Source organism: Donghicola tyrosinivorans, from assembly GCF_003003355.1.
Classification (GTDB): domain Bacteria; phylum Pseudomonadota; class Alphaproteobacteria; order Rhodobacterales; family Rhodobacteraceae; genus Donghicola; species Donghicola tyrosinivorans.
Genome location: NZ_PVTQ01000001.1, coordinates 111,683 through 132,165, shown reverse-complemented (window position 1 = coordinate 132,165; position 20,483 = coordinate 111,683). Strand labels below are relative to the sequence as shown.

Annotated in this window: 20 protein-coding genes; 15 read left to right on the top strand and 5 right to left on the bottom strand. The window is 60.3% G+C overall.

From position 1 onward, the window contains the following. Positions 1–6 precede the first annotated feature (6 nt). Positions 7–939, top strand: coding sequence for a DMT family transporter (locus CLV74_RS00650; protein ID WP_106262284.1), 933 nt, complete (start codon positions 7–9; stop codon positions 937–939). Here the strand turns inward: CLV74_RS00650 and CLV74_RS00645 are convergent. After that, the gene (locus CLV74_RS00645) at positions 936–1,625 is read right to left on the bottom strand and encodes a thiamine diphosphokinase (RefSeq protein ID WP_106262283.1); all 690 of its coding nucleotides are present in this window, start codon (positions 1,623–1,625) and stop codon (positions 936–938) included. The two genes, CLV74_RS00650 and CLV74_RS00645, sit on opposite strands and share 4 nt — an antisense overlap. A 139-nt stretch (positions 1,626–1,764) precedes the next feature. Between CLV74_RS00645 and CLV74_RS00640 the strand changes: the two genes are divergently transcribed. Further along, on the top strand, positions 1,765–4,233 hold the full coding sequence (locus CLV74_RS00640) for a hypothetical protein (RefSeq protein WP_106262282.1): 2,469 nt from the start codon (positions 1,765–1,767) through the stop codon (positions 4,231–4,233). Positions 4,234–4,309: 76 nt separating this feature from the next. Here the strand turns inward: CLV74_RS00640 and CLV74_RS00635 are convergent, their stop codons facing one another. The 3 genes from CLV74_RS00635 to CLV74_RS00625 are packed head-to-tail and all read right to left on the bottom strand — an operon-like array spanning position 4,310 to position 6,314. Continuing rightward, positions 4,310–4,726 (bottom strand): hypothetical protein, encoded by a 417-nt coding sequence (locus tag CLV74_RS00635; protein WP_106262281.1) that lies wholly within the window; start codon positions 4,724–4,726, stop codon positions 4,310–4,312. 53 nt (positions 4,727–4,779) lie between these two features. After that, a complete protein-coding gene (locus CLV74_RS00630) occupies positions 4,780–5,019 on the bottom strand; it encodes a DUF2842 domain-containing protein (protein WP_106262280.1) in 240 nt (79 codons plus the stop codon). Beyond that, the gene (locus CLV74_RS00625; RefSeq protein WP_106262279.1) at positions 5,019–6,314 is read right to left on the bottom strand and encodes an adenylosuccinate synthase; all 1,296 of its coding nucleotides are present in this window, start codon (positions 6,312–6,314) and stop codon (positions 5,019–5,021) included. The genes CLV74_RS00630 and CLV74_RS00625 overlap by 1 nt, the downstream gene beginning before the upstream one ends. 226 nt (positions 6,315–6,540) lie before the next feature. On the opposite strand from CLV74_RS00625, the gene secG reads away from it, so the two are divergent. The 13 genes from secG (at position 6,541) to CLV74_RS00560 (ending at position 19,381) form a co-directional block, all read left to right on the top strand. Next, positions 6,541–6,894, top strand: coding sequence for a preprotein translocase subunit SecG (gene secG, locus CLV74_RS00620; protein WP_106262278.1), 354 nt, complete (start codon positions 6,541–6,543; stop codon positions 6,892–6,894). Positions 6,895–7,056: 162 nt separating this feature from the next. Further along, complete coding sequence (locus CLV74_RS00615) at positions 7,057–8,700, top strand: CTP synthase (RefSeq protein ID WP_106262277.1); 1,644 nt, start codon at positions 7,057–7,059, stop codon at positions 8,698–8,700. 155 nt (positions 8,701–8,855) lie between these two features. Next, entirely contained in the window at positions 8,856–9,302 is a 447-nt protein-coding gene (locus CLV74_RS00610; protein WP_106262276.1) for a tellurite resistance TerB family protein, read from the top strand. 48 nt (positions 9,303–9,350) lie between these two features. Further along, the gene (locus CLV74_RS00605) at positions 9,351–9,791 is read left to right on the top strand and encodes a tellurite resistance TerB family protein (protein WP_106262275.1); all 441 of its coding nucleotides are present in this window, start codon (positions 9,351–9,353) and stop codon (positions 9,789–9,791) included. Between the two features lie 148 nt (positions 9,792–9,939). Further along, positions 9,940–10,716 (top strand): ABC transporter ATP-binding protein, encoded by a 777-nt coding sequence (locus CLV74_RS00600; RefSeq protein ID WP_106262274.1) that lies wholly within the window; start codon positions 9,940–9,942, stop codon positions 10,714–10,716. 20 nt (positions 10,717–10,736) lie between these two features. Beyond that, positions 10,737–11,462 carry a transporter substrate-binding domain-containing protein gene (locus tag CLV74_RS00595; RefSeq protein ID WP_106262273.1) on the top strand — a complete coding sequence of 242 codons (726 nt, stop codon included), beginning with the start codon at positions 10,737–10,739 and terminating at the stop codon, positions 11,460–11,462. A gap of 84 nt (positions 11,463–11,546) precedes the next feature. Beyond that, positions 11,547–12,434, top strand: coding sequence for an ABC transporter permease (locus tag CLV74_RS00590; RefSeq protein WP_106262272.1), 888 nt, complete (start codon positions 11,547–11,549; stop codon positions 12,432–12,434). Next, entirely contained in the window at positions 12,431–13,237 is an 807-nt protein-coding gene (locus CLV74_RS00585) for an ABC transporter permease (RefSeq protein WP_106262271.1), read from the top strand. The genes CLV74_RS00590 and CLV74_RS00585 overlap by 4 nt, the downstream gene beginning before the upstream one ends. 85 nt (positions 13,238–13,322) lie before the next feature. After that, complete coding sequence (locus tag CLV74_RS00580) at positions 13,323–14,657, top strand: glutamine synthetase family protein (protein ID WP_106262606.1); 1,335 nt, start codon at positions 13,323–13,325, stop codon at positions 14,655–14,657. A 64-nt stretch (positions 14,658–14,721) separates the two neighbouring features. Then, positions 14,722–15,405 carry a type 1 glutamine amidotransferase gene (locus tag CLV74_RS00575; protein ID WP_106262270.1) on the top strand — a complete coding sequence of 228 codons (684 nt, stop codon included), beginning with the start codon at positions 14,722–14,724 and terminating at the stop codon, positions 15,403–15,405. Beyond that, positions 15,402–16,760 (top strand): glutamine synthetase family protein, encoded by a 1,359-nt coding sequence (locus CLV74_RS00570; RefSeq protein WP_106262269.1) that lies wholly within the window; start codon positions 15,402–15,404, stop codon positions 16,758–16,760. The genes CLV74_RS00575 and CLV74_RS00570 overlap by 4 nt, the downstream gene beginning before the upstream one ends. A gap of 7 nt (positions 16,761–16,767) precedes the next feature. Then, the gene (locus CLV74_RS00565) at positions 16,768–18,069 is read left to right on the top strand and encodes an NAD(P)/FAD-dependent oxidoreductase (RefSeq protein WP_106262268.1); all 1,302 of its coding nucleotides are present in this window, start codon (positions 16,768–16,770) and stop codon (positions 18,067–18,069) included. 94 nt (positions 18,070–18,163) lie between these two features. Then, the gene (locus tag CLV74_RS00560) at positions 18,164–19,381 is read left to right on the top strand and encodes a DegT/DnrJ/EryC1/StrS family aminotransferase (protein ID WP_106262267.1); all 1,218 of its coding nucleotides are present in this window, start codon (positions 18,164–18,166) and stop codon (positions 19,379–19,381) included. Between the two features lie 133 nt (positions 19,382–19,514). Here CLV74_RS00560 and CLV74_RS00555 read toward each other — a convergent pair whose 3' ends face one another. After that, positions 19,515–20,480 (bottom strand): LysR family transcriptional regulator, encoded by a 966-nt coding sequence (locus CLV74_RS00555; protein ID WP_106262266.1) that lies wholly within the window; start codon positions 20,478–20,480, stop codon positions 19,515–19,517. Positions 20,481–20,483: the final 3 nt, after the last annotated feature.

Genomic DNA, 20,483 nt, shown 5'->3' with positions numbered 1-20,483 from the left:
TTCTATATGAACCGCTCTGACACCGACCGCCCATTGACCGGCATCCTATGCATGCTTGGCTTTTGCGTGCTTGCCCCATTGATGGACGCCTGCGCCAAGGCCACACCCGCAGAGGTACCCGCCGCAGAGATCGTGCTTGGTCGTTTCGGAATTCAGGTTCTGGCCTTGGTGCCTTTGGCCATCGCGATGGGTCACAGCCTGCGCTGCACCGGTCAAGAGGCCCTGAGCCACCTGCTGCGCGCTATGGCGCTACTGTCCGCGACGGTGCTGTTCTTTACCGCTGTGCGCGAAATGCCAATCGCAAACGCCATCGCGATCTTCTTTGTCGAGCCCTTCATCCTGACCCTTCTGAGCGCCGTGATCCTGAAAGAAAGCATCGGCCCGCGCCGGATCATCGCCTGTATCATCGGCTTTGGCGGGGCGCTGCTGATCATCCGGCCCAGTTTCTCGGAACTGGGGCTGGTGGCGCTGTTCCCGCTGGGTACCGCGTTTTTCTTTGCGCTCTATATGGTGCTGACGCGGATGATGTCGGGCAAAGGGCATCCCGTGGTGATGCAGGCGCAAACTGCCATCGCCGCCACTCTGGTTCTGTTGCCGGTGCTGGTGCTGGCGGATGGCTCCGACATTTCCTATCTTGATCCGGTGATGCCCACGGGCAAGGCGATCTACACCCTGCTTGGGGTCGGGTTCTTTGCCACGGTCTCGCACATCTTCATCACCTATGCGCTCAAGTTCGCGCCCGCCGCCACCATCGCGCCGCTGCAATACCTAGAGATCGTCAGCGCCACCGCCGTAGGCTACGCCATCTTCGGCGATATGCCCGACAGCCTGACCTTCCTAGGCATCGCGATCATCGTAGGCTCAGGCCTTTATGTCTTTGCCCGCGAACAGGCGCAGGGGCAGCGAATCATCCGCCGCCGCCCGCCGCCCGCGCCCTAACGAGCCGCCGGATCAGGCCATTTGCTGGGTTCTTCCAGCAATGCGGCCAAAATTTTATCCCGCGCCTCTTTCGGCACCAGTATCAACATGTGCGGCGCATCAAAGGTCAGACGCACCGGCCCGCTGACCTTGTTCGAGGTCCCGACCCGCCCGTTTGGTGCCATAGGGATGCCATCGATGGGCCAATGCAGCCCCTCAGACGTGCCGTTCACCGGCCCTAGCGGATAGAGCGAAAACCGCATCCCCTCAGGCAAATCCAAAGAAATTCGCGGCGGCGCGAGGAAAATCAGGTCTTCCTCAGCGAACAGCACACAGCGTTTGTCCGCCCGCGCCGCCAACGTACTTAAGGCCGCCAGCGTGTGATCGTGACGCCGACCTGTAAATCCCATTCCGAGAATCAAGGGCGCATCGATGCTTCGAAGACACTTATCGAAATCTGTGCTATCCTGTTCAGCGATCTGAAATAGCCTTTGAGAGCCTAAAATTTGACGCGTTTTCTCGGTCAGTGAGTCAAAATCACCGATCACTGTTTCGGGAAGCCATCCAAAAGACACCGCTGAATCCGCGCCGCCATCGGCCGCGATTAGCCTTGGAGCGTAATCATTTGCAAAAATCAGGTCGGATTGTTCGACATTTCCGCCGCCCAGTAAGGATATTGGTGATAATTCGTGAACAATTCTCGGCATAACTTGGACACTGTCCTATAATTTAATGACGGCCACATTTAGGCCACGGAATCACACAGGAAAGACCTTTCATTTGATCCGTTTCGTAACTTTGAAGATGTTAGACGTAGTTCTGCTAACGTAAGAAAGCGAGCTAGTGATGGTAGGCAACAACAAGATTCTCACCGTGTCATACGGGACGTTCTCTTGTACCCTAGAAGGGTTCGAGGACAGTTTCGACACGATGAAGGCGATTGCCGAATATTTCCGGGATCTGGCTGCGGACGATCGGTACTTTGGGGCGGAACCACCTACCCCGGATGCCGATATGCTGGCGCGTATCGCAGAACGCGAAATTGAGCGTCGGGTAGAAGCCCGCATGGAATCGGGCGGCATTGTTTTGCGGCCCACCGGATCTCAGATTGCGCCACCGGTTACGGCGCAGGCACCCGCCCCCACACCCCAACCCCAAGCGGCTCCGGCTGCGGCCCCTGCTTCTGTGGCAGCGGCGGCAACGGCTGCGCCTGAGGTAGCCCAAGCGGCACCCCAACCGGCACCCGCCCCCGAGGCTGTCGCGCCAGCGGCGCCTGCGGCACCCGCACCGGCCGCGCCCGCACCGGCAGACTTTGCACAAGCGGCGCCCGAGGCGCATGCGACCGCTGACGATCGCGCACCCGCTGTCGCGGACATCGCCAAGGAACCCGCTGAAGAGGTCCAACTGCCCGTGCAGGCAGAGGCCGCTGCGGAAGAGGTTGCCGAGGCAGAGGCCGCGATTGCGGTAGAAGCTGCTGAAGTTGCAGCGCCCGAAGCAGTGCAGACCGAAGCCGTGGAAGAGGTTGCCGCCGAGATTGAAGCGGAAGCAGACGTTGTGGAAGCCGAAGCCGAAGCCGAAGCCGAAGCCGAAGCCGAAGAAGTGTTGGCCGAGGTTCCTGCCGCGCAAGAACGTCACAACGCCGATCCTGCAAGCGTTGCAGCCAAGCTACGCCGCATCCGCGCCCTGATGGAACAGGACACGGTCGAGCCAGAAGTTGCCGAAGATGAAGAGTTCATCGAGGACACCGCGGCTCCGACCGAAACCGCAGAGTTGGTAGAAGCCTTCGCAAACACCGAAGAAGAGACCGCAGAGGTCTCGGAAGAGGTTATCGCTGCCGCTGATGAAGCCTCTGACGAAGACGACGCCCGCATTGCAAACCTGATCGGCGCACTGAATGCCGATGAGGACATCGCAGCGGACGCCGAAGACGACATCGTCGCAACTGTTGCAGAAACCGAGATTTCGGACGAGGACACCGCAGAAGCGGATGACCAGGACGAGTTCGAGGAAGACAATATCGCAAACGCGCCCCGCCCGATGATCGATCTGGCGGCGCTGGCAGCGATCACCGCTGCTGCCAACCGGACCAACACTGCGCCCCTGCGTCTTGAGCAGCCCGCAGAGGAACCCGCCGAAGACACCGCCGAGATCGAAGACGCAGAAGAGGCACCCCGCCTTGAAGCCGAAGAGATCGACGCGCCTGAAGCGGAACTGGTTGCCGAAGCTCCCAAACCCGTCGCAACCGCTGCGGATGAGGATGACGCCGAGGACGACGAAGAAGAAGACGATCTGCCCCGCCGTGCCCGTGTTCTGCGCCTCAAGCGCGCGCATATGGCGCAGGCTCTGATTGCCGAACAGCAAGCCGAAGCCGCTGTTGCAGGTGACGCGACCAAAAGCGATCTGAGCCCCGAGCAGGAAGACGACCTGATGCGCGCCCTCGCCGCAGTCGAAGCTGAAATGGGCTCGAAAGAGACCGATGAAGCCGAAGACACCGCGTTCGAGGACACCGCGATTGAAGAAGACCTGCCCGAGGCAGAGTTCGATCTTCCCGAGGAAAAGCCCGCCTCTGATCGTCCCGCCGGTCGCGCTCTGCTAGAGCAAGCCGGATTGGGCGATGACGCTGCGGACCGTCTGCTCAACAAAGCCAACATCGAGATGGAGGCCCCCGAGCACAGCCGTCGCCGCAACGCGATTGCCCACCTCAAGGCCGCAGTCGCTGCGACCCGCGCTGAAAACAGCCTGCTAGGGCGGATGCGCCGCAGCGAAGAACCCGAGGTCACACCCGCGACCGAGGCACCGAAAGCCCAAGACACGACGCAGGACACTCAGGGGATCAAACCCCGCCGTCCGGTGGCACAAGGCAGACGGGCCGAACGTCCCCAGCCGCAGCCGGAACGCCCCGCACCAAGCGAAGCGCCCTTGCGATTGGTGGCCGAACAGCGGGTCGACACAGTGCTGGAAGCGATGCCGGAAACGGTCCGCCCCCGCCGCGTCGCGACCGAGGCACCGAAGAAGACCGACCGCGTTGATAACTTTGCAGCCTATGCGGCAGGCAAAGGCGTCAACACCACAGCCGAGCGCGTTGAGGCCGCTGCGGCCTTTACCGCATTTGTGGAGGGTCGCGAACTTTTCACCCGCCCGCAGATCATGCAGCTGGTGCGCAACAGCCAAGGCGGCGATCTGAGCCGCGAAGAGGCCCTGCGTGCCTTCGGCCAACTGCTGCGGGACGAGAAGATCAAGAAAGTGGCCGGTGGCCGTTTCAAGGTCTCCGATACGATCCGCTATCAGGATCGCGCCAAAGCCTCGGGCGAGTGAGCCAATCAACCAAAACAGCAAACGGGCGGCAGAGACACTCTGCCGCCCGTTTTCATTTTAACAACCGTCTTGCGGATCAGTTCGACGCTGCCGCCGTGGTGGTCAGGGGCGGGCTGGCGTATTGGGCGCGCTCGGCCTCCAGACGCTTCAACTGAACACGGCTCAGCATCGACGGGATCGGTTCAGGCGCGTTTTCCAGCACCGAATCGGTGCTGTCGTCACCGATCATCTGCTGGCGCATCTCGATCTCTTGGGTCAATTCGCGGTATTTCTGGCCATAAGCATTGGCCAGCGCCAGATCGGCTTGCAGCTCTTCAGGGCACAGATCGACAACCGATTTCCCCTTTTCGCGGCCCATCCAATAGGCGTTCTCCACGGTACAATATTTCTCTGGATTGACCTGAACCTTGGCCCCATCCCCGATCGGGATGATTACGCACCCTGCCAGTGCGCTCAGCGCAGCAGCAGTCACTGTCATCTTGAGAATCTTCATCTAGAATCCCCCTTAAATATCGGGGAATCCTTAGCAGCACCCTTTGGACAATGTCAGTCCTTATCGGTGGGTTCTTGGGGCGCATCAGGGTCAGGCTGACCGATTCCGCGGAAAACCGCCTTGAATGGCAGCGCCCAGAGGATACCCAAACCGATATAGATCACCAGTTCCAGCCACAAAGGCGGCCGGTCGATGGTGCTCATGATGGTCACCGCCACCACCACATATCCCGGCAGACCCAGCAATAGGATCAGCAGGGACAGGCGGCGGCGGGTTTTGTAGCTCAGCGCCATCAGTCAGCGAACGGGTCGGTGACAAGGATGGTGTCGTCCCGCTCGGGCGAGGTCGACAGCAGGGCCACGGGGCATTCGATCAGTTCTTCTACGCGCTTGACGTATTTGATCGCATTCGCCGGCAGATCGGCCCAGGAACGAGCGCCTTCGGTCGATTCCGACCAACCGGGCATTTCCTCGTAGATCGGCTTGCAGCGGGCCTGCTCGTCGGCTGCGGTGGGCAGATAGTCCAGACGCTGACCGTCCAGATCATAGGCCACACAGATCTTCAGGGTTTCGAACCCGTCCAGAACGTCCAGCTTGGTCAACGAGATGCCGTTGATGCCCGAAATCGCGCAGGTCTGACGGACCAGAGCCGCGTCGAACCAGCCACAGCGGCGCTTGCGGCCAGTGGTGGTGCCGAATTCGTGGCCACGGGTGCCAAGACGCTCGCCATCTGCGTCATGCAGTTCGGTCGGGAACGGGCCTTCGCCCACGCGGGTGGTGTAGGCCTTTACGATGCCCAGAACATAGTCGATCGAGCCCGGCCCGATGCCCACGCCTGTCGCAGCCTGACCGGCAATCACGTTCGAACTGGTGACGAAGGGATAGGTGCCGAAATCGATATCCAGCAGCGAGCCCTGCGCGCCTTCGAACAGGATACGCTTACCGGCTTTGCGCTTTTCGTTCAGCACTTTCCAGACCGGAGCGGCGTAGGGCAGGATTTCCTTGGCCACTTCGGCCAGAAGAGTGATCAGCCCGTCGCGATCAACCTCTTCGATTCCTAGACCTTTGCGCAGGGGGTTGTGGTGCTGAAGGGCGCGGTCAACGCGGGCTTCCAGCGTGGCGCGGTCTGCCAGATCGGCAACGCGGATCGCACGGCGGCCCACTTTGTCTTCATAGCAGGGGCCGATGCCGCGACCGGTGGTGCCGATCTTGGTGCCTGCGCTGGCGGCTTCTTCGCGGGCGCGGTCCAGTTCACCGTGCAGCGGTAGGATCAGCGGGGTGTTTTCCGCGATCATCAGAGTCTCGGGGGTGATCTCAACACCTTGCGCACGCACGGTGTCGATCTCTTTGATCAGGTGCCAGGGGTCCAGAACCACGCCGTTGCCGATGACAGACAGCTTGCCGCCACGCACAACGCCCGAGGGCAGCGCGTGCAGCTTGTAAACCTTGCTGTCGATCACAAGAGTGTGGCCCGCATTATGGCCACCCTGAAAACGTGCGACGACATCTGCCCGCTCGGACAGCCAGTCCACGATCTTGCCTTTGCCTTCATCGCCCCACTGGGCGCCGACAACTACAACGTTGGCCATAAGGGATCCCCTATTTGTCAGATCTTCAAACCGTGCTTCCTATAGCGATGTGTGCCGACGGGTGAAACCACTATTTCGCCCCCCTGCCCCTTCGCCGCACGACCCGTAAGGACAAAATGCACCGCAATTCGGCGGATTCCCGAAAAGGTAGGGACGCATGCCTTGCCCCTTGCGGCAAATTTGCCTACACGGGCGGACAACACAGAGGGTTGTAATCAGGTCCGTCATGGAAAACGTCGTTCTCATCGTCCATCTCCTGCTCGCGCTATCGCTGATCGGAGTCGTTCTTATGCAGCGTTCCGAGGGCGGTGGCCTTGGTATGGGCGGCGGCGGTGGCGGCGTTATGTCCGGCCGCGCGGCAGCAACCGCACTGGCCAAAGTGACTTGGGGTCTGGCAATCGCGTTCATCATCACCTCGATCGCGCTGACCGTTATCGCAGCAAGCAATTCTGGCGATGCATCGGTTCTGGACCGTCTTGGCGTACAGCCCACCGAAGCGCCCGCCGCTGACGCACCCGCAGGTAGCGATCTGCTGCCGCCGGTGACCTCGGATGCGCCGCTGACCCCCTCGGCCAACTAAAAATACAACCGTTAGACGATAGCTAACCGGACCCAACAGCATCTTGCGGTCCGGTTGCTAAATTTTTGCGAATCCGCTAAAGCTCAAACCCCGTGATGCTGCGATTCTTCGGGATCGCACGGGCATTGCTTTTTGGCGGAACATCACGGGAGCGCAGACCGAATGGCGCGGTTCATTTTCATCACTGGTGGCGTTGTGTCTTCGTTGGGCAAAGGTCTTGCCTCTGCGGCGCTGGGTGCGTTGCTGCAGGCACGTGGCTTTTCGGTCCGGTTGCGCAAGCTGGACCCCTACCTGAACGTGGACCCGGGCACCATGTCGCCCTTTGAACACGGCGAAGTGTTCGTGACCGACGACGGCGCGGAAACCGACCTGGATCTTGGTCACTATGAACGTTTCACCGGCGTAGCCGCCCGCAAGACCGACTCGGTCAGCTCGGGCCGGATCTACTCGAACGTTCTGGAGAAAGAGCGTCGCGGCGACTATCTGGGCAAGACCATTCAGGTCATCCCCCACGTCACCAACGAGATCAAAGACTTTATCTCCATCGGCGAAGACGAAGTTGACTTCATGCTATGTGAGATCGGCGGCACCGTAGGCGACATCGAAGGCCTGCCCTTCTTTGAGGCCATCCGCCAGTTCGCGCAGGACAAGCCCCGCGGTCAGTGTATCTTCATGCACCTGACCCTGCTGCCCTACATCAAAGCCTCGGGCGAGCTGAAAACAAAACCGACCCAGCACAGCGTGAAAGAGTTGCGCTCGATCGGTCTGGCCCCCGATATTCTGGTCTGCCGTTCCGAAGGCCCGATTCCCGCGAAAGAGCGTGAAAAGCTGGCGCTGTTCTGTAACGTGCGTCCCGACTCGGTGATCGCCGCGCAGGATCTCAAATCGATCTATGAGGCGCCTCTGGCCTATCACCGCGAAGGTCTGGACCAAGCGGTTCTGGATGCCTTCCAGATCAACCCCGCGCCCAAGCCCGATCTGGCCCGCTGGGACGATGTGGCCGACCGCATCTACAACCCCGAAGGCGAAGTCAAAATCGCTATCGTGGGCAAATACGTCCAGTTGGAAGACGCCTATAAATCCATCGCCGAAGCTCTGACCCACGGTGGCATGGCCAACCGTGTGAAGGTGAAGGTTGAATGGGTGAACTCGGAAATCTTCGACCGCGAAGATCCCGCGCCCCATCTGGAAGGCTACAACGCGATCCTCGTGCCCGGCGGCTTTGGCGAGCGTGGCACCGAAGGCAAGATCAAAGCGGCGCAGTTCGCCCGTGAGCACAAGATCCCCTATCTGGGCATCTGCCTTGGCATGCAGCTGGCGGTGATCGAAGCCGCCCGTAACGTGGCCAAAGTGGACGACGCAGGCTCGGAAGAGTTCGATCACGAAGCCGGTCAAAAGCGTTTCACCCCCGTGGTTTACCACCTGAAAGAATGGGTGCAGGGCAACCACAAGGTTGAACGCAGCGTAAAGGACGACAAAGGCGGCACCATGCGTCTTGGCGCCTACAACGCGGTTCTGGAAGAAGGCAGCAAGGTTGCCGAAATCTACGGCGCGACCCACATCGAAGAGCGTCACCGTCACCGCTATGAGGTGGACACCAAGTACCGTGACCAGCTTGAGGCCTGCGGCCTGCACTTCTCGGGCATGAGCCCCGATGGCCGCCTGCCCGAGATCGTCGAATGGAAGGATCACCCGTGGTTCATCGGCGTGCAGTTCCACCCGGAACTGAAGTCGAAACCCTTTGAGCCGCATCCCCTGTTCCGCGATTTCGTCCGCGCCGCGAAAGAGACCTCGCGTCTGGTCTAAGCGCCCCTGACATCGGTAAAAATCCTGCAAGGCACCCATCACGGGTGCCTTTCTGTTTGTTGCAATTGCTTCACATATTTGGGCAATCACGAAACTTTGGCGCAGCTTTTGCGTTTGACTCTTTAGAATGGACCCAAGCGCCACGGAGCAGCCAAATGTTCGACAACCTGAAATCCCTATTCACAAATTCTGCCCCTCAGGCAGTTCCCCCCATCATCATCGACGCCCCCACCGCGCTGGCAGCGCTGCTGGTCCGCGCCGCCAAAGTGGACAACCGCTACGCCTACGAAGAGATCCGCATGATCGACCACCAACTGGTGCGCCGCTTTGGTCTGCCGATCATTCAGGCCATGAAACTGCGCGCCCGCGCCGAGCGTCTGGAAGCCACGCAGGCTGAAACCTCGGATCTGGTCGAAGTCATTCGCGACGCCCTGCCCGACGACGACCGTCTTGAGATTCTTGAGGCTCTGTGGGCTGTGGCTCTGGTCGACGGCAAGCAACGCGCAAACAAAGTGCAGCTGGTGCAACTGGCTTCGATCCATCTGGGCATGCCCCGTGCCGACATGCAGGTCGCTCGCGAACACGCGATGATGAACAACTAAGACATGTCAGGACTTGGCGCTGCCAATGCGCCGCAATAAGGTCCGGATATGTTTGCTGATTTCCTGCGCCGTCTGACGGCCCCCGCCACCGATCCGCTTTCGGGTGATGACGCCCGACTGGCCTTGACCGCCCTGCTGGTCCGCATCGCCCGCGCTGACGAAGACTACGCGCAGGCCGAGATCGACCGCATCGACCGGATTACAGCCCGCCGCTACGGCTTGTCTCCGTTTGAGGCCGCCCGCCTGCGCTCTGACGCCGAAACGCTAGAGGCCGAAGCCCCCGATACCGTGAAATTCACGAACGCCATCAAGACCGCCATCCCCTACGAACAGCGCCTCGCCGTGATCGAATCCCTATGGGAACTGGCGCTGGCAGATGGCCAACGGGATGATGCCGAAGACGCGCTGTTACGCACGGTCACCCGCTTTCTGGGAATCTCCGACATGGACAGCGCCCTTGCCCGCCAAAGGATTGAACAGGCCACATAATAAGGCGTGTCGCCACCGCCGCTTAAAACGCCGCTTTTGATCAAAAGGGAAAACTTCCCCCAAGGAATTTTTGACCAGACGTTGCATTTTCCGCAAAGTTAAGGCGTAGTTTCAGTCAACCGAAATAAAAACAACAAACCGGTGATCCGTGCCTGACGAAACTCCAGTCATCCAGATTCGCAACCTTCACAAACAGTACGGTCAGCTTGAGGTTCTCAAGGGCGTCGACATTACTGCCAGCAAAGGTCACGTCATCTCGCTGATCGGCTCGTCCGGCTCTGGCAAATCCACGCTGCTGCGCTGTGCCAACCTTCTGGAAGACAGCCAGCAAGGGGAGATCCTCTTCAAAGGCGAGCCGGTGAAATGGAAGGGCAAGGGCCTTGCCCGCCGACCCGCTGACCACAAGCAACTGATCCGCATCCGCACGAACCTGTCGATGGTCTTCCAGCAGTTCAACCTCTGGGCCCATATGACCATTCTGGAAAACGTGATGGAGGCCCCGATCACCGTCCTTGGCCGCGACCGCGACGAGGTCGAGGAAAAGGCCCGCATGTACCTGACCAAAGTGGGCATCGGCGACAAATGCGATGCCTACCCCGCGCAGCTTTCGGGCGGCCAGCAGCAACGCGCCGCCATCGCCCGCGCCCTGTGCATGGAACCCGAAGCACTGCTTTTCGACGAACCCACCTCGGCCCTTGATCCGGAACTGGAACAAGAGGTGGTGCGCGTGATCAAGGCCCTCGCAGATGAGGGCCGCACGATGCTGATCGTCACACATGATATGAAGATGGCCCATGATGTCTCGGACCACGTTGTCTTCCTGCATCAAGGCCTGATCGAAGAACAGGGCGCTCCCGATGATCTCTTCGGGAACCCTCAATCAGAGCGGCTGAAGCAGTTTCTCAGCCATTCCGCCGCCGCATAACCAAGCATGGGGAGACTACAATGAAAAAACTTCTGGCGACCGGCGCGATCCTTGCGATGACCGCCACCGCAGCCTTCGCTGCGGGCGACGTTGTCCGCCTCGGCACCGAAGGCGCTTACCCTCCGTACAACTTCCTGAACGACAAAGGCGAAGTGGACGGGTTCGAGCGTGAACTGGGTGACGAGCTGTGCAAGCGCGCTGAACTTACCTGCACATGGGTCACCAACGAATGGGACTCGATCATTCCGAACCTGGTGTCGGGCAACTACGATGCGATCATCGCAGGCATGTCGATCACCGAAGAGCGTGATCAGGTCATCGACTTCTCGGAAAACTACACCCAGCCCGATCCGTCCGCCTATCTGGCCCTCGACGGCGCTGAAGTGGACTTCGCAGGCGGCGTGATCGCAGCGCAGGCCGGCACCATCCAGGCCGCCCACGTGGCTGCAGGCGGTGCGACCCTCGTGGAATTCGCAACCCCCGATGAAACCGTCGCGGCTGTCCGCAACGGCGAAGCCGACGCGGTTCTGGCCGACAAAGCCTACCTCGAGCCCATCGCCGAAGAGAACGCCGATGTCTCGCTCGTGGGCGAAGACGTGCTTCTGGGCGGCGGCATCGGTCTTGGCATCCGCGAATCGGATACCGAGCTGAAAGACAAGTTCACCGCAGCCATCCAGTCCATGAAGGCCGACGGCTCGCTGAACGCGCTGATCACCAAATGGCTGCCCGGCTCGGCAACCTTCTAAGCACCACGTGATCGGAGGGGCACCGCGCCCCTCCTTTCATCTTGGCAAAAATACCTAAATCCAGACCTCGACAAGAGGCCCGTCATTTTCAGTTTCTGCACCGACCCCGACACACTTGGCCAATTCCAGTGGCTTGCCTGTTATCTAACGACCGGCAAACACATGGGCTTTTATCTGTCTTTCCTGACCGTGCTTTTGCTTTTGGCAATCACGGCCCCGACGGCGTTGTTCTTCGGGTTCGCAGGGGCCTCGGCCGCGCGCTCTCGGGTGCTACCGGTCAGCCTGCTTGGCAAAGGCTACATCGCCATCGTGCGGGGTGTGCCCGATATCGCCTTCTTCCTCTTCTTCGTCATCGCTTTGGACCAAGGCATCGAATGGCTACGCCATCAGGCCCTGTGTTCGGACTGGGACCAACCGATCCGGCAGGGCAATGACTTCGTAGTGTGCGCTCAGGCCAAGATGCCCCTCGGCTCGGCCCCACAATGGATCCATGAGGTCTATGGCTTTGTCCTTGCCGTGGTAACCTTTGCGATCGTTTTCGGCGCCTTTGCCGCGAACGTGCTGTTCGGTGCCATGCGCGCTGTGCCCCGTGCGCAGCTTGAAACCGCTGAGGCCTATGGCATGACCCCCCGCCAGACCTTCTGGCGCATCCTTGTGCCGCAGATGTGGGTCTATGCCCTGCCCGGCCTTGGCAACCTGTGGATGGTGCTGATCAAGGCCACCCCCCTGCTGTTCCTGTTGGGGGTCGAGGATATCGTCTATTGGGCGCGCGAACTTGGCGGTTCAAAGACCGCACGCTTCACCGATTACCCCCACGGGGATTGGCGCATGTGGTACTTCTTCGCGCTTCTGGTGTTCTACCTCTGCTTTACCCGCGTCTCGGAAATTGTGCTGGATCGCATCATGCAGCGTTTGACCTTTGGACAGGCCACCGCTGGCGGCGAAGCGCAACGTAAGGAGGCCAACGCATGAGCTGCCTCCAGACCATCGCGGATTACGGCCTGCGCTCGCTTGGTATGGGCGAGCGACTGCTGCCCAAGACCGATTTCACCCTCTGCCAGCAGTTCACGCTGATCGGCTCGGGGATGATCCACAACATCTACTTCGGCATTCTGGCCCTGATCAGCGGCTTCTTTCTGGCCGTGCTTCTGGCGGTTGGCAAAAACAGCCGCCACGCCCTTGCCCGCAAACCGGCGGAATGGGTGATCTTTGTCTTCCGTGGCTCGCCCCTCTTCATCCAGTTCTTCTTCGCCTACTTCCTGTTCTTGCAGCTGAAAGGCGTGAGCCCGTTCTTCAACCCGCTGACTTCGGCATGGCTGGGGGCGCTGGTGGTGCTGTTCCTGAACACAGCCGCCTACAGCGGCGAGATTTTCTACGGTGCCCTTCAGTCGATTCCCAAAGGTGACACCGAGGCTGCCGATGCCTATGGCATGACCGGCTGGCCCCGTTTTCGCCGGATCATCTGGCCCACAATGATGCGTCTTGCTTGGCCCGCCTACACGAATGAGGCAATCTTTCTGTTCCACGCCACCACGCTGGTCTACTTCAGCGGCTTTCCGGCGTTCAAACAGAAGGGCGACGCGCTCTATTACGCGAACTACTTTGCGGACAAGACGTTCAACCCGTTCATCCCCTACCCGATTCTGGCGATGTACTTCATCCTGCTGACCCTGATCGTGATCAGTGTGTTCGGGCTGATTAACAAACGTTTGAATAGACACCTGCCATCGAACCAGCGAACAAGGATCAAGTTGCGTCCGCGACTGATCCGTTAAGAATCTCTCTTGCTTTAATAGTGCCGTCGCGCCATCATAAATTTGATCAAATTAGACCGGACGAACCGGTCGGGACAGGTGAATGATGAAGAACTGGCTACGCAAGCACCCGACGGTGCGCACGATTCGTGTGGCCGCGGCCGACCTCAATGGTCAGGCCAGAGGAAAGCGGGTTCCGACCCGTTTTGCCGACAAAGTGGTCGAAAGCGGTACCCGCTTTCCCATGTCGGTGATGAATCTTGATATCTGGGGCGAGGACATCGACGACAGCCCCTTGGTATTCGAAAGCGGCGACCGTGACGGTGTGCTGAAACCCACCGAGCGGGGCTTTATGCCGATGCCGTGGCTTGAGGCACCTACCGCTCTGCTGCCCTTGTGGATGTTCCACGAAGATGGTCGCCCCTTTGATGGCGATCCCCGTCAGGCTTTGCGCCGCGTTCTTGACCGCTATGAGGAAAAGGGCCTGCGCCCTGTCGTGGCCCCAGAACTGGAATTCTACCTGATCGACGATTCGGGCCGAACCCTACAGGTGCCGGTCAGCCCCCGTTCGGGCAAGCGCCGTAAAGCCGCCGAGATCCTCTCGATCCGCGCGCTGGACCAGTGGGACCAGTTCTTCACCGATCTTTATGACGCCTGTGAAGAGATGGACATTCCCGCCGATACCGCGATCTCCGAAGCAGGTCTGGGCCAGTTCGAGATCAACCTCATGCACTGCGACGACGCCCTGCGCGCCGCCGATGATGCGTGGCTGTTCAAGATGTTGGTCAAGGGTCTGGCCCGTCGCTACGGCTTTGCCGCCAGCTTCATGGCCAAACCCTACGAGGATTATTCGGGCAGCGGCATGCACGCCCATTTCAGTGTGATCGACAAAAACGGCCAGAACATCTTCGATGACGGCACACCGCAGGGCAGCGCCTTCATGCGCAATGCTGTGGCGGGCTGTATGCAAGCGATGGCCGATTGCACGCTGATCTTTGCACCCCATGCGAACAGCTATGACCGCATGGTGCCGGGCAACCACGCCCCCACCAGCATCTGCTGGGGCTATGAGAACCGTACCGCAGCGCTGCGCATTCCCTCGGGCGATTTCCGCGCCCGCCGGATCGAGCATCGCGTGGCTGGCGGGGACGTGAATCCCTATCTGCTGATCGCCGCGATTCTGGGTGCCGCCATGAACGGTATCGAAGATCACGCCGAGCCGCCCGAGCCCATTCGCGGCAGCTCTTACGAACAGGATCTGCCTCAGGTTCCCAACACGTGGGAGGCCGCCATCGATGCCTTTGAGAAAAGCCCACATGTCGCCCGGATCTTCCCCGAAGAGTTGATCCGAAATCTGGTGACAACCAAGCGGCAAGAGCTGTTCTACATGAACGAAAGCTCTCCCCAAGAGCAGATGGAAATCTATCTGGATACGGTGTAGGCGGCGCGCGCCGGCTACACTCTTTCCCCCAAAATGAACCAGCACAGCTTGCTGCGGTGATGTCATGATTATCGGAATCCTACAAACCGGCCACACCCCGACCGAAATGGCGGATGTCACGCCGGACTATGCCGCTCTTTTCCGGCGCCTTCTGGGCACGGATGAGTTCACATACAAAACCTTCAACGTGGTCGATGGCGTCTTTCCCGCCAATCTGGACCAAGCGGACGGCTGGATCATCACCGGATCGCGCCACGGGGCCTATGAAGACCACGAATGGATCCCGCCACTTGAGAAGCTGATCCGCGAAATCCACGCGGCCAAGATGCCCTTGCTGGGGATCTGCTTTGGTCACCAGATCATCGCGCAGGCCCTTGGCGGGCGGGTCGAGAAATTCAAAGGCGGCTGGGTGGTCGGCAAGCAAACCTACGACTTTGGCGGCAAAACGCTGGAGTTAAACGCCTGGCATCAGGATCAGGTTGTGGATCTCCCCAAAGACGCCCGCGTGCTGGCCAGTAACGAAATGTGCCAGAATGCTGCACTTGCATATGGCGAACACATCTTTACCGTGCAACCACACCCCGAATTTCAGTCGGACTTTATTAAAGGTCTGATAGACTATCGCGGTAAGGGCGTTGTACCGGAGCCTCTGTTGGCGACCGCAACCGCGCGCCTTGGCGACAAGAATGATAATGCGCAGATGGCAGAGACGATGGCCGATGTCCTGCGCGGAAAAGGAATTGCATGAGCGACTGGACAGATCTTCTGCCCGACCCCGCCAAAGCCTATCTTCACGACCGCAAACTGGATGAGGTCGAGTGTATCATCTCGGACCTTCCAGGCATCGCCCGTGGCAAGGCTGTGCCTGCCTCCAAGTTTGCCAAGCAGTCCCAGTTCTACCTTCCGGATTCGATCTTCTACCAGACCATCACCGGAGACTGGAGCGATGCGGCCGGTAAAGAGGGCTTTATCGAAAAGGACATGATCCTGCGCCCCGACATGAGCACCGCCACCGCGGCGCCTTGGACCGGCGACTGGACACTACAGGTCATTCACGACGCCTATGATCGCTCGGGCGAGCCGATCTCTTTCTCGCCGCGCAATGTTCTGAAGCGGGTGATCAGTCTTTATGAGGCGCAGGGCTGGAAGCCTGTGGTCGCCCCCGAGATGGAATTCTTCCTTGTGGCCCCCAACATCAACCCCGCCAATCCGGTTGAGGCGATGATGGGCCGCTCGGGCCGTCCTGCTGCGGCGCGTCAGGCCTATTCGATGTCCGCTGTCGACGAATACGGCCCTGTGATCGACGACATCTATGACTTTGCCGAAGCACAGGGTTTCGAGATTGACGGCATCACTCAAGAAGGCGGCGCTGGCCAGCTAGAGATCAACCTGCGCCACGGCAACCCCGTGAAGCTGGCCGATGAGGTGTTCTACTTCAAACGCCTGATCCGCGAAGCGGCCCTACGTCACAACTGCTTTGCCACCTTCATGGCAAAACCCATCGCCAATGAGCCGGGCAGCGCCATGCACATCCACCACTCGGTGATTGACAAGCGCACGGGCGAGAATCTGTTCTCCGGTCCCCAAGGGGGCGAGACGGACGCGTTCTTCAACTTCATCGGCGGCTTGCAGAAATACCTGCCCGCAGGGATCGCCGTGCTGGCGCCTTACGTGAACAGCTATCGCCGCTACGTGAAAGACCACGCCGCGCCCATCAACCTCGAATGGGGCCGCGACAACCGCACTACAGGTATCCGCATCCCGATCTCGGACAACCAGTCGCGGCGGGTTGAAAACCGTCTGGCAGGCATGGATTGCAACCCATACCTGGGCATCGCGACCTCGCTTGCGGCTGGCTATCTGGGCATGATGGAAAAGATCAAACCCACCAAGCAGTTCCGTGGTGACGCCTATGAAGGCGACGGGGACTTCCCGCAGGTTCTGGGCGAAGCGCTGGACGAATTCGACGAATGCGAAAAACTACACCAGATTCTGGGGGTCGAATTCTGCCGCGTCTACTCGATCGTAAAGCGCACCGAGTACCAAGAGTTCCTACAGGTCATTAGTCCTTGGGAACGGGAACACTTGCTGATCAACGTCTGAGCCTGCCATGAACCTCTTGTTCGCGAACGACCGGCAAGGGGAATACCCCCGCAGCTGGTATGCCGAATCCGTTGTGCTGCCTGATGCGCGCGCGCCCTTACGGGGCGAGGCCCAAGCCGATGTCTGTATCATCGGTGCGGGCTACACGGGCATGTCCACCGCATGGCATCTGGCGCAGGCGGGCCTGTCGGTCATTGTGGTCGAGGCACACCGCGTGGGCTGGGGCGCCTCTGGCCGCAACGGCGGTCAGGTGGGCAGCGGGTTCAACAAGTCTCCTAGCTGGATCGCCAAGCGCTTGGGCGATGACGCCGCCCGCCACCTTTGGGACATGGCCGAGGACGCCAAAACGCTGATCCGCGATCTGGCCGCCGAGGACCCCGCAATCGCCTACCGCCCCGGCGTGGTCCACGCCGAATGGCATGACCGCGATGTTCCCGACACCCACGAAGAGGGGGAATGGCTGGCCAAGCACTATGGCTATGACCAGGTGCAGGCGCTGGACGCGGACCAGATGCAAGATCTGGTCAAAAGCCCCTGCTACAAAGGCGGCAGCGTCGATTGGGGTGCGGGCCACGTGCATCCTCTGGCGCTGGTGCTGAACCTTGCCCGCAAGGCCGAGGCCGCAGGCGCGGTGATCCATGAAAACACGCTGGTCCATCGGGTCGAGCCCGGTGCGACCCCCGTGGTCCGCTGCGATAAAGGCTTTGTCCGCGCCAAACATGTTGTTCTGGCCGGCAACGGCTATCTGGGGCGTCTGGTGGATGGCATGGCCGCCCGCGTCATGCCCATCAACAACTTTATCGCCGCGACCGAGCCGCTGGGGGACCGCGTCCCGCAGGTCATGCCGCAGGATGTGGCCGTGGCGGACAGCAAGTTCGTCATCAACTACTTCCGCCTCTCGGCTGACGGGCGGCTGCTGTTCGGGGGCGGCGAGTCCTACGGCTACAAATTCCCCCGCGATATCGAGGCCACCGTGCGCAAGCCGCTGGAAACGGTCTTTCCGCAATTGAAAGGCGTGAAGATCACCCACGCATGGGGCGGCACCTTGGGCATCAGCGCGCAGCGGATGCCTGTCTTTGACCGGCCCGCGCAGGGGCTTTGGGCGGCATCGGGCTATTCGGGACACGGCGTCGCATTGGCCAGCTATTCGGGCCGCATCCTAGCCGAAGCCATCAAGGGCGAGATGGGCAAATTCGATCTGCTAAACGCCCTGCCCGCAACAGCTTTCCCCGGTGGCGGCGCTTTCCGCAGCCCCCTGCTGGCCTTGGCAATGACGTGGTACGCCATGCGCGATCGCCTAGGAATCTAAGAGGATTGCGCTCACTGTCATAGAAAATTCGCTTGGTGTTAACGCATTCATCCTTTAGCAAGTCTGAAAAGACTTTTCAGGAAAGCTGTAAGCAATGACACAAGCGCCGAACGTTTATGACGCCGAGCCGATCCCCGAAGCCGCCCGCGCCGAGATCGAACGCCTGCTGCTGACCGGCGACCTTTTCCGCTATACCGCGCCGGAAAATGCCCCCGTTGCCCTGCTGGAAGAAGAATTCGCGGCACTTCTGGGTAGCAAATACGCGCTGGCTGTCTCGTCCTGCTCTGCGGCGCTGTTTCTGTCGCTGAAGGCGCTAGACCTGCCCCGCGATGCCCGCGTGATGATCCCCGGTTTCACATTTGCCGCTGTGCCCTCTTCGATCGTCCATGCGGATTGCGTGCCGGTCCTGTGCGAGGTGCAAGAGAATTACCGCATCGACATCGCGGATTTCGAGGCCCGTCTGGACGACAACATCAGCGCCGTGATCATCAGCCACATGCGTGGCCACACCAGCGACATGGACGCCATCATGGCCCTGTGCAACGCCCGTGGCATTCCGGTGATCGAGGACGCGGCACACTCGCTTGGGACCACATGGCACGGCAAGAACATCGGCACTATCGGCAAGATCGGCTGCTTTAGCTTCCAGTCCTACAAGCTGGTGAATGGCGGCGAAGGCGGCATCATGGTCAGCGACGATGCGAATCTGATCGCCCGCGCAGTGATCATGTCCGGCGCTTATGAGCACAACTGGAAAAAGCACAAGAGCCGCGCGGGCGACAACTCGACCGAAATGGCCGAGGCCTTTGCCCGTCACCAGAACAAGCTGCCCCTTTATAACCTGCGCATGTCGAACCTCTCGGCGGCAATCATCCGTCCGCAGCTGCCCGAAGTGGCCCGCCGTGTGCGCGACGGCCGCGCGAACCATGACTATGTAGCTGCACAGTTGAACCAGAGCCCTTGGATCAACGTGCCGGAAAAGCTGGCTCCGGAAGAGCGGGCACCGGATTCGATCCAGTTCAATCTGGAAGGGATGAGCCTTGACGAGATGCGTGCCTTTGCCGATGCGGCCAAGGTCGATGGCATCTCGGTACAGGTCTTTGGCCTTTCAACAGACAACGCCCGCGCCTATTGGAACTGGCAGTTCATGCCCGAAATGCCCGACCTGCCCCGCACCCGCGCCATGCTGGAGAGCGCCTGCGACGTGCGCCTGCCCGCCCGCTTGAAGCAGGATGATCTGGACTATATCGCCAGCGCCCTTGTCCGGGCCGCCGAGAGTGTGAAGGGCGAGGTTCGCGCCTACGGAACCTAACGCTGGCGCCTATTGGCGGCATTGCATGAGTATTTTCATCAAGAAGAAGCGCCAGTCGGAAGGTATTCCGGCTGGCGTCTTCTTTGGCGTGCGCCGCGATATGAGTATTTGTGCAATAAAGAAGCTGCTGGTGTCAGCGCAGGTGAAGGCTGCCTTCGAGGAAAGGGTAGCGTTCGATCGCGGGGGTCAGCATGTGCTGATCCAGCAGGCCGCGCAGATGCTGCGCGATTTCGGCAGGGATCGTGCCGAGGATACCTTGGCGGGCGGTGAGCGAGATGTTCCGCGACAAGGGCGCGAACGGGAGCGGCAGCACGTCAACACGGTCCAGCAGGCGACGGGCGCGCATCAGGGCCAAAGGTGTGAGGATTGACCAGCCTGCCCCATCAGCCACGAGCGCGAGGACGGCGTGGTAGCTGTCGATCTCGAACCGGTGGGACAGTTTGAGGTTCTGGCGGGCCAGATGACTGTTGATCATCCGCCCCATGTAATGGCGGGTCGAGTATTGGATCATCGTGCGCTTGCGCAATTGATCGATGATATCCTCTTGCGGGTCGATCAGACCTTTCGGGACTGCCAGCACGTAGGGTTCGCTCAGGAGGGGGTGAACCTCCATCCATTCGGCCTCATCCCCGATTTCGGCGGCGACCACCAGATCAAGGGCGCGGTCATCGAGTTGGCCGTATAGGGCGTGGCTTGCGCCGGTTTCCAAGAGGAACTGGCAGCTGCGCATTTCGCCCGCAAGATGGGCCAGAAGGGCTGGTGTGACATCAGCCTCAAGGTCTTCGATCATGCCAAGACGCAATCGCGTCAGGGCCGAGAAATCCGCAAGCGCCAGTTCGGCGCGGGCCTGTGCGGCCTCATTCAGGATGGTCGAGGCGCGGCGGCGAAATAATTCGCCCGCAGGGGTCAGGGCCACAGGGCGCGCATTGCGCACCAGAAGGGTGGCACCGATAGCGGCCTCAAGACCGGTCAATTGTTGGGATACGGTGGATGGGCTGGTTGCCAGCCGTCGCGCCGCCGCAGAGATCGAACCTTCTTCTGCGGTGGCCACGAACACTTCGATCCCCCAGAGGGTGATCCGCCCCGGGGAATCGACCATGTG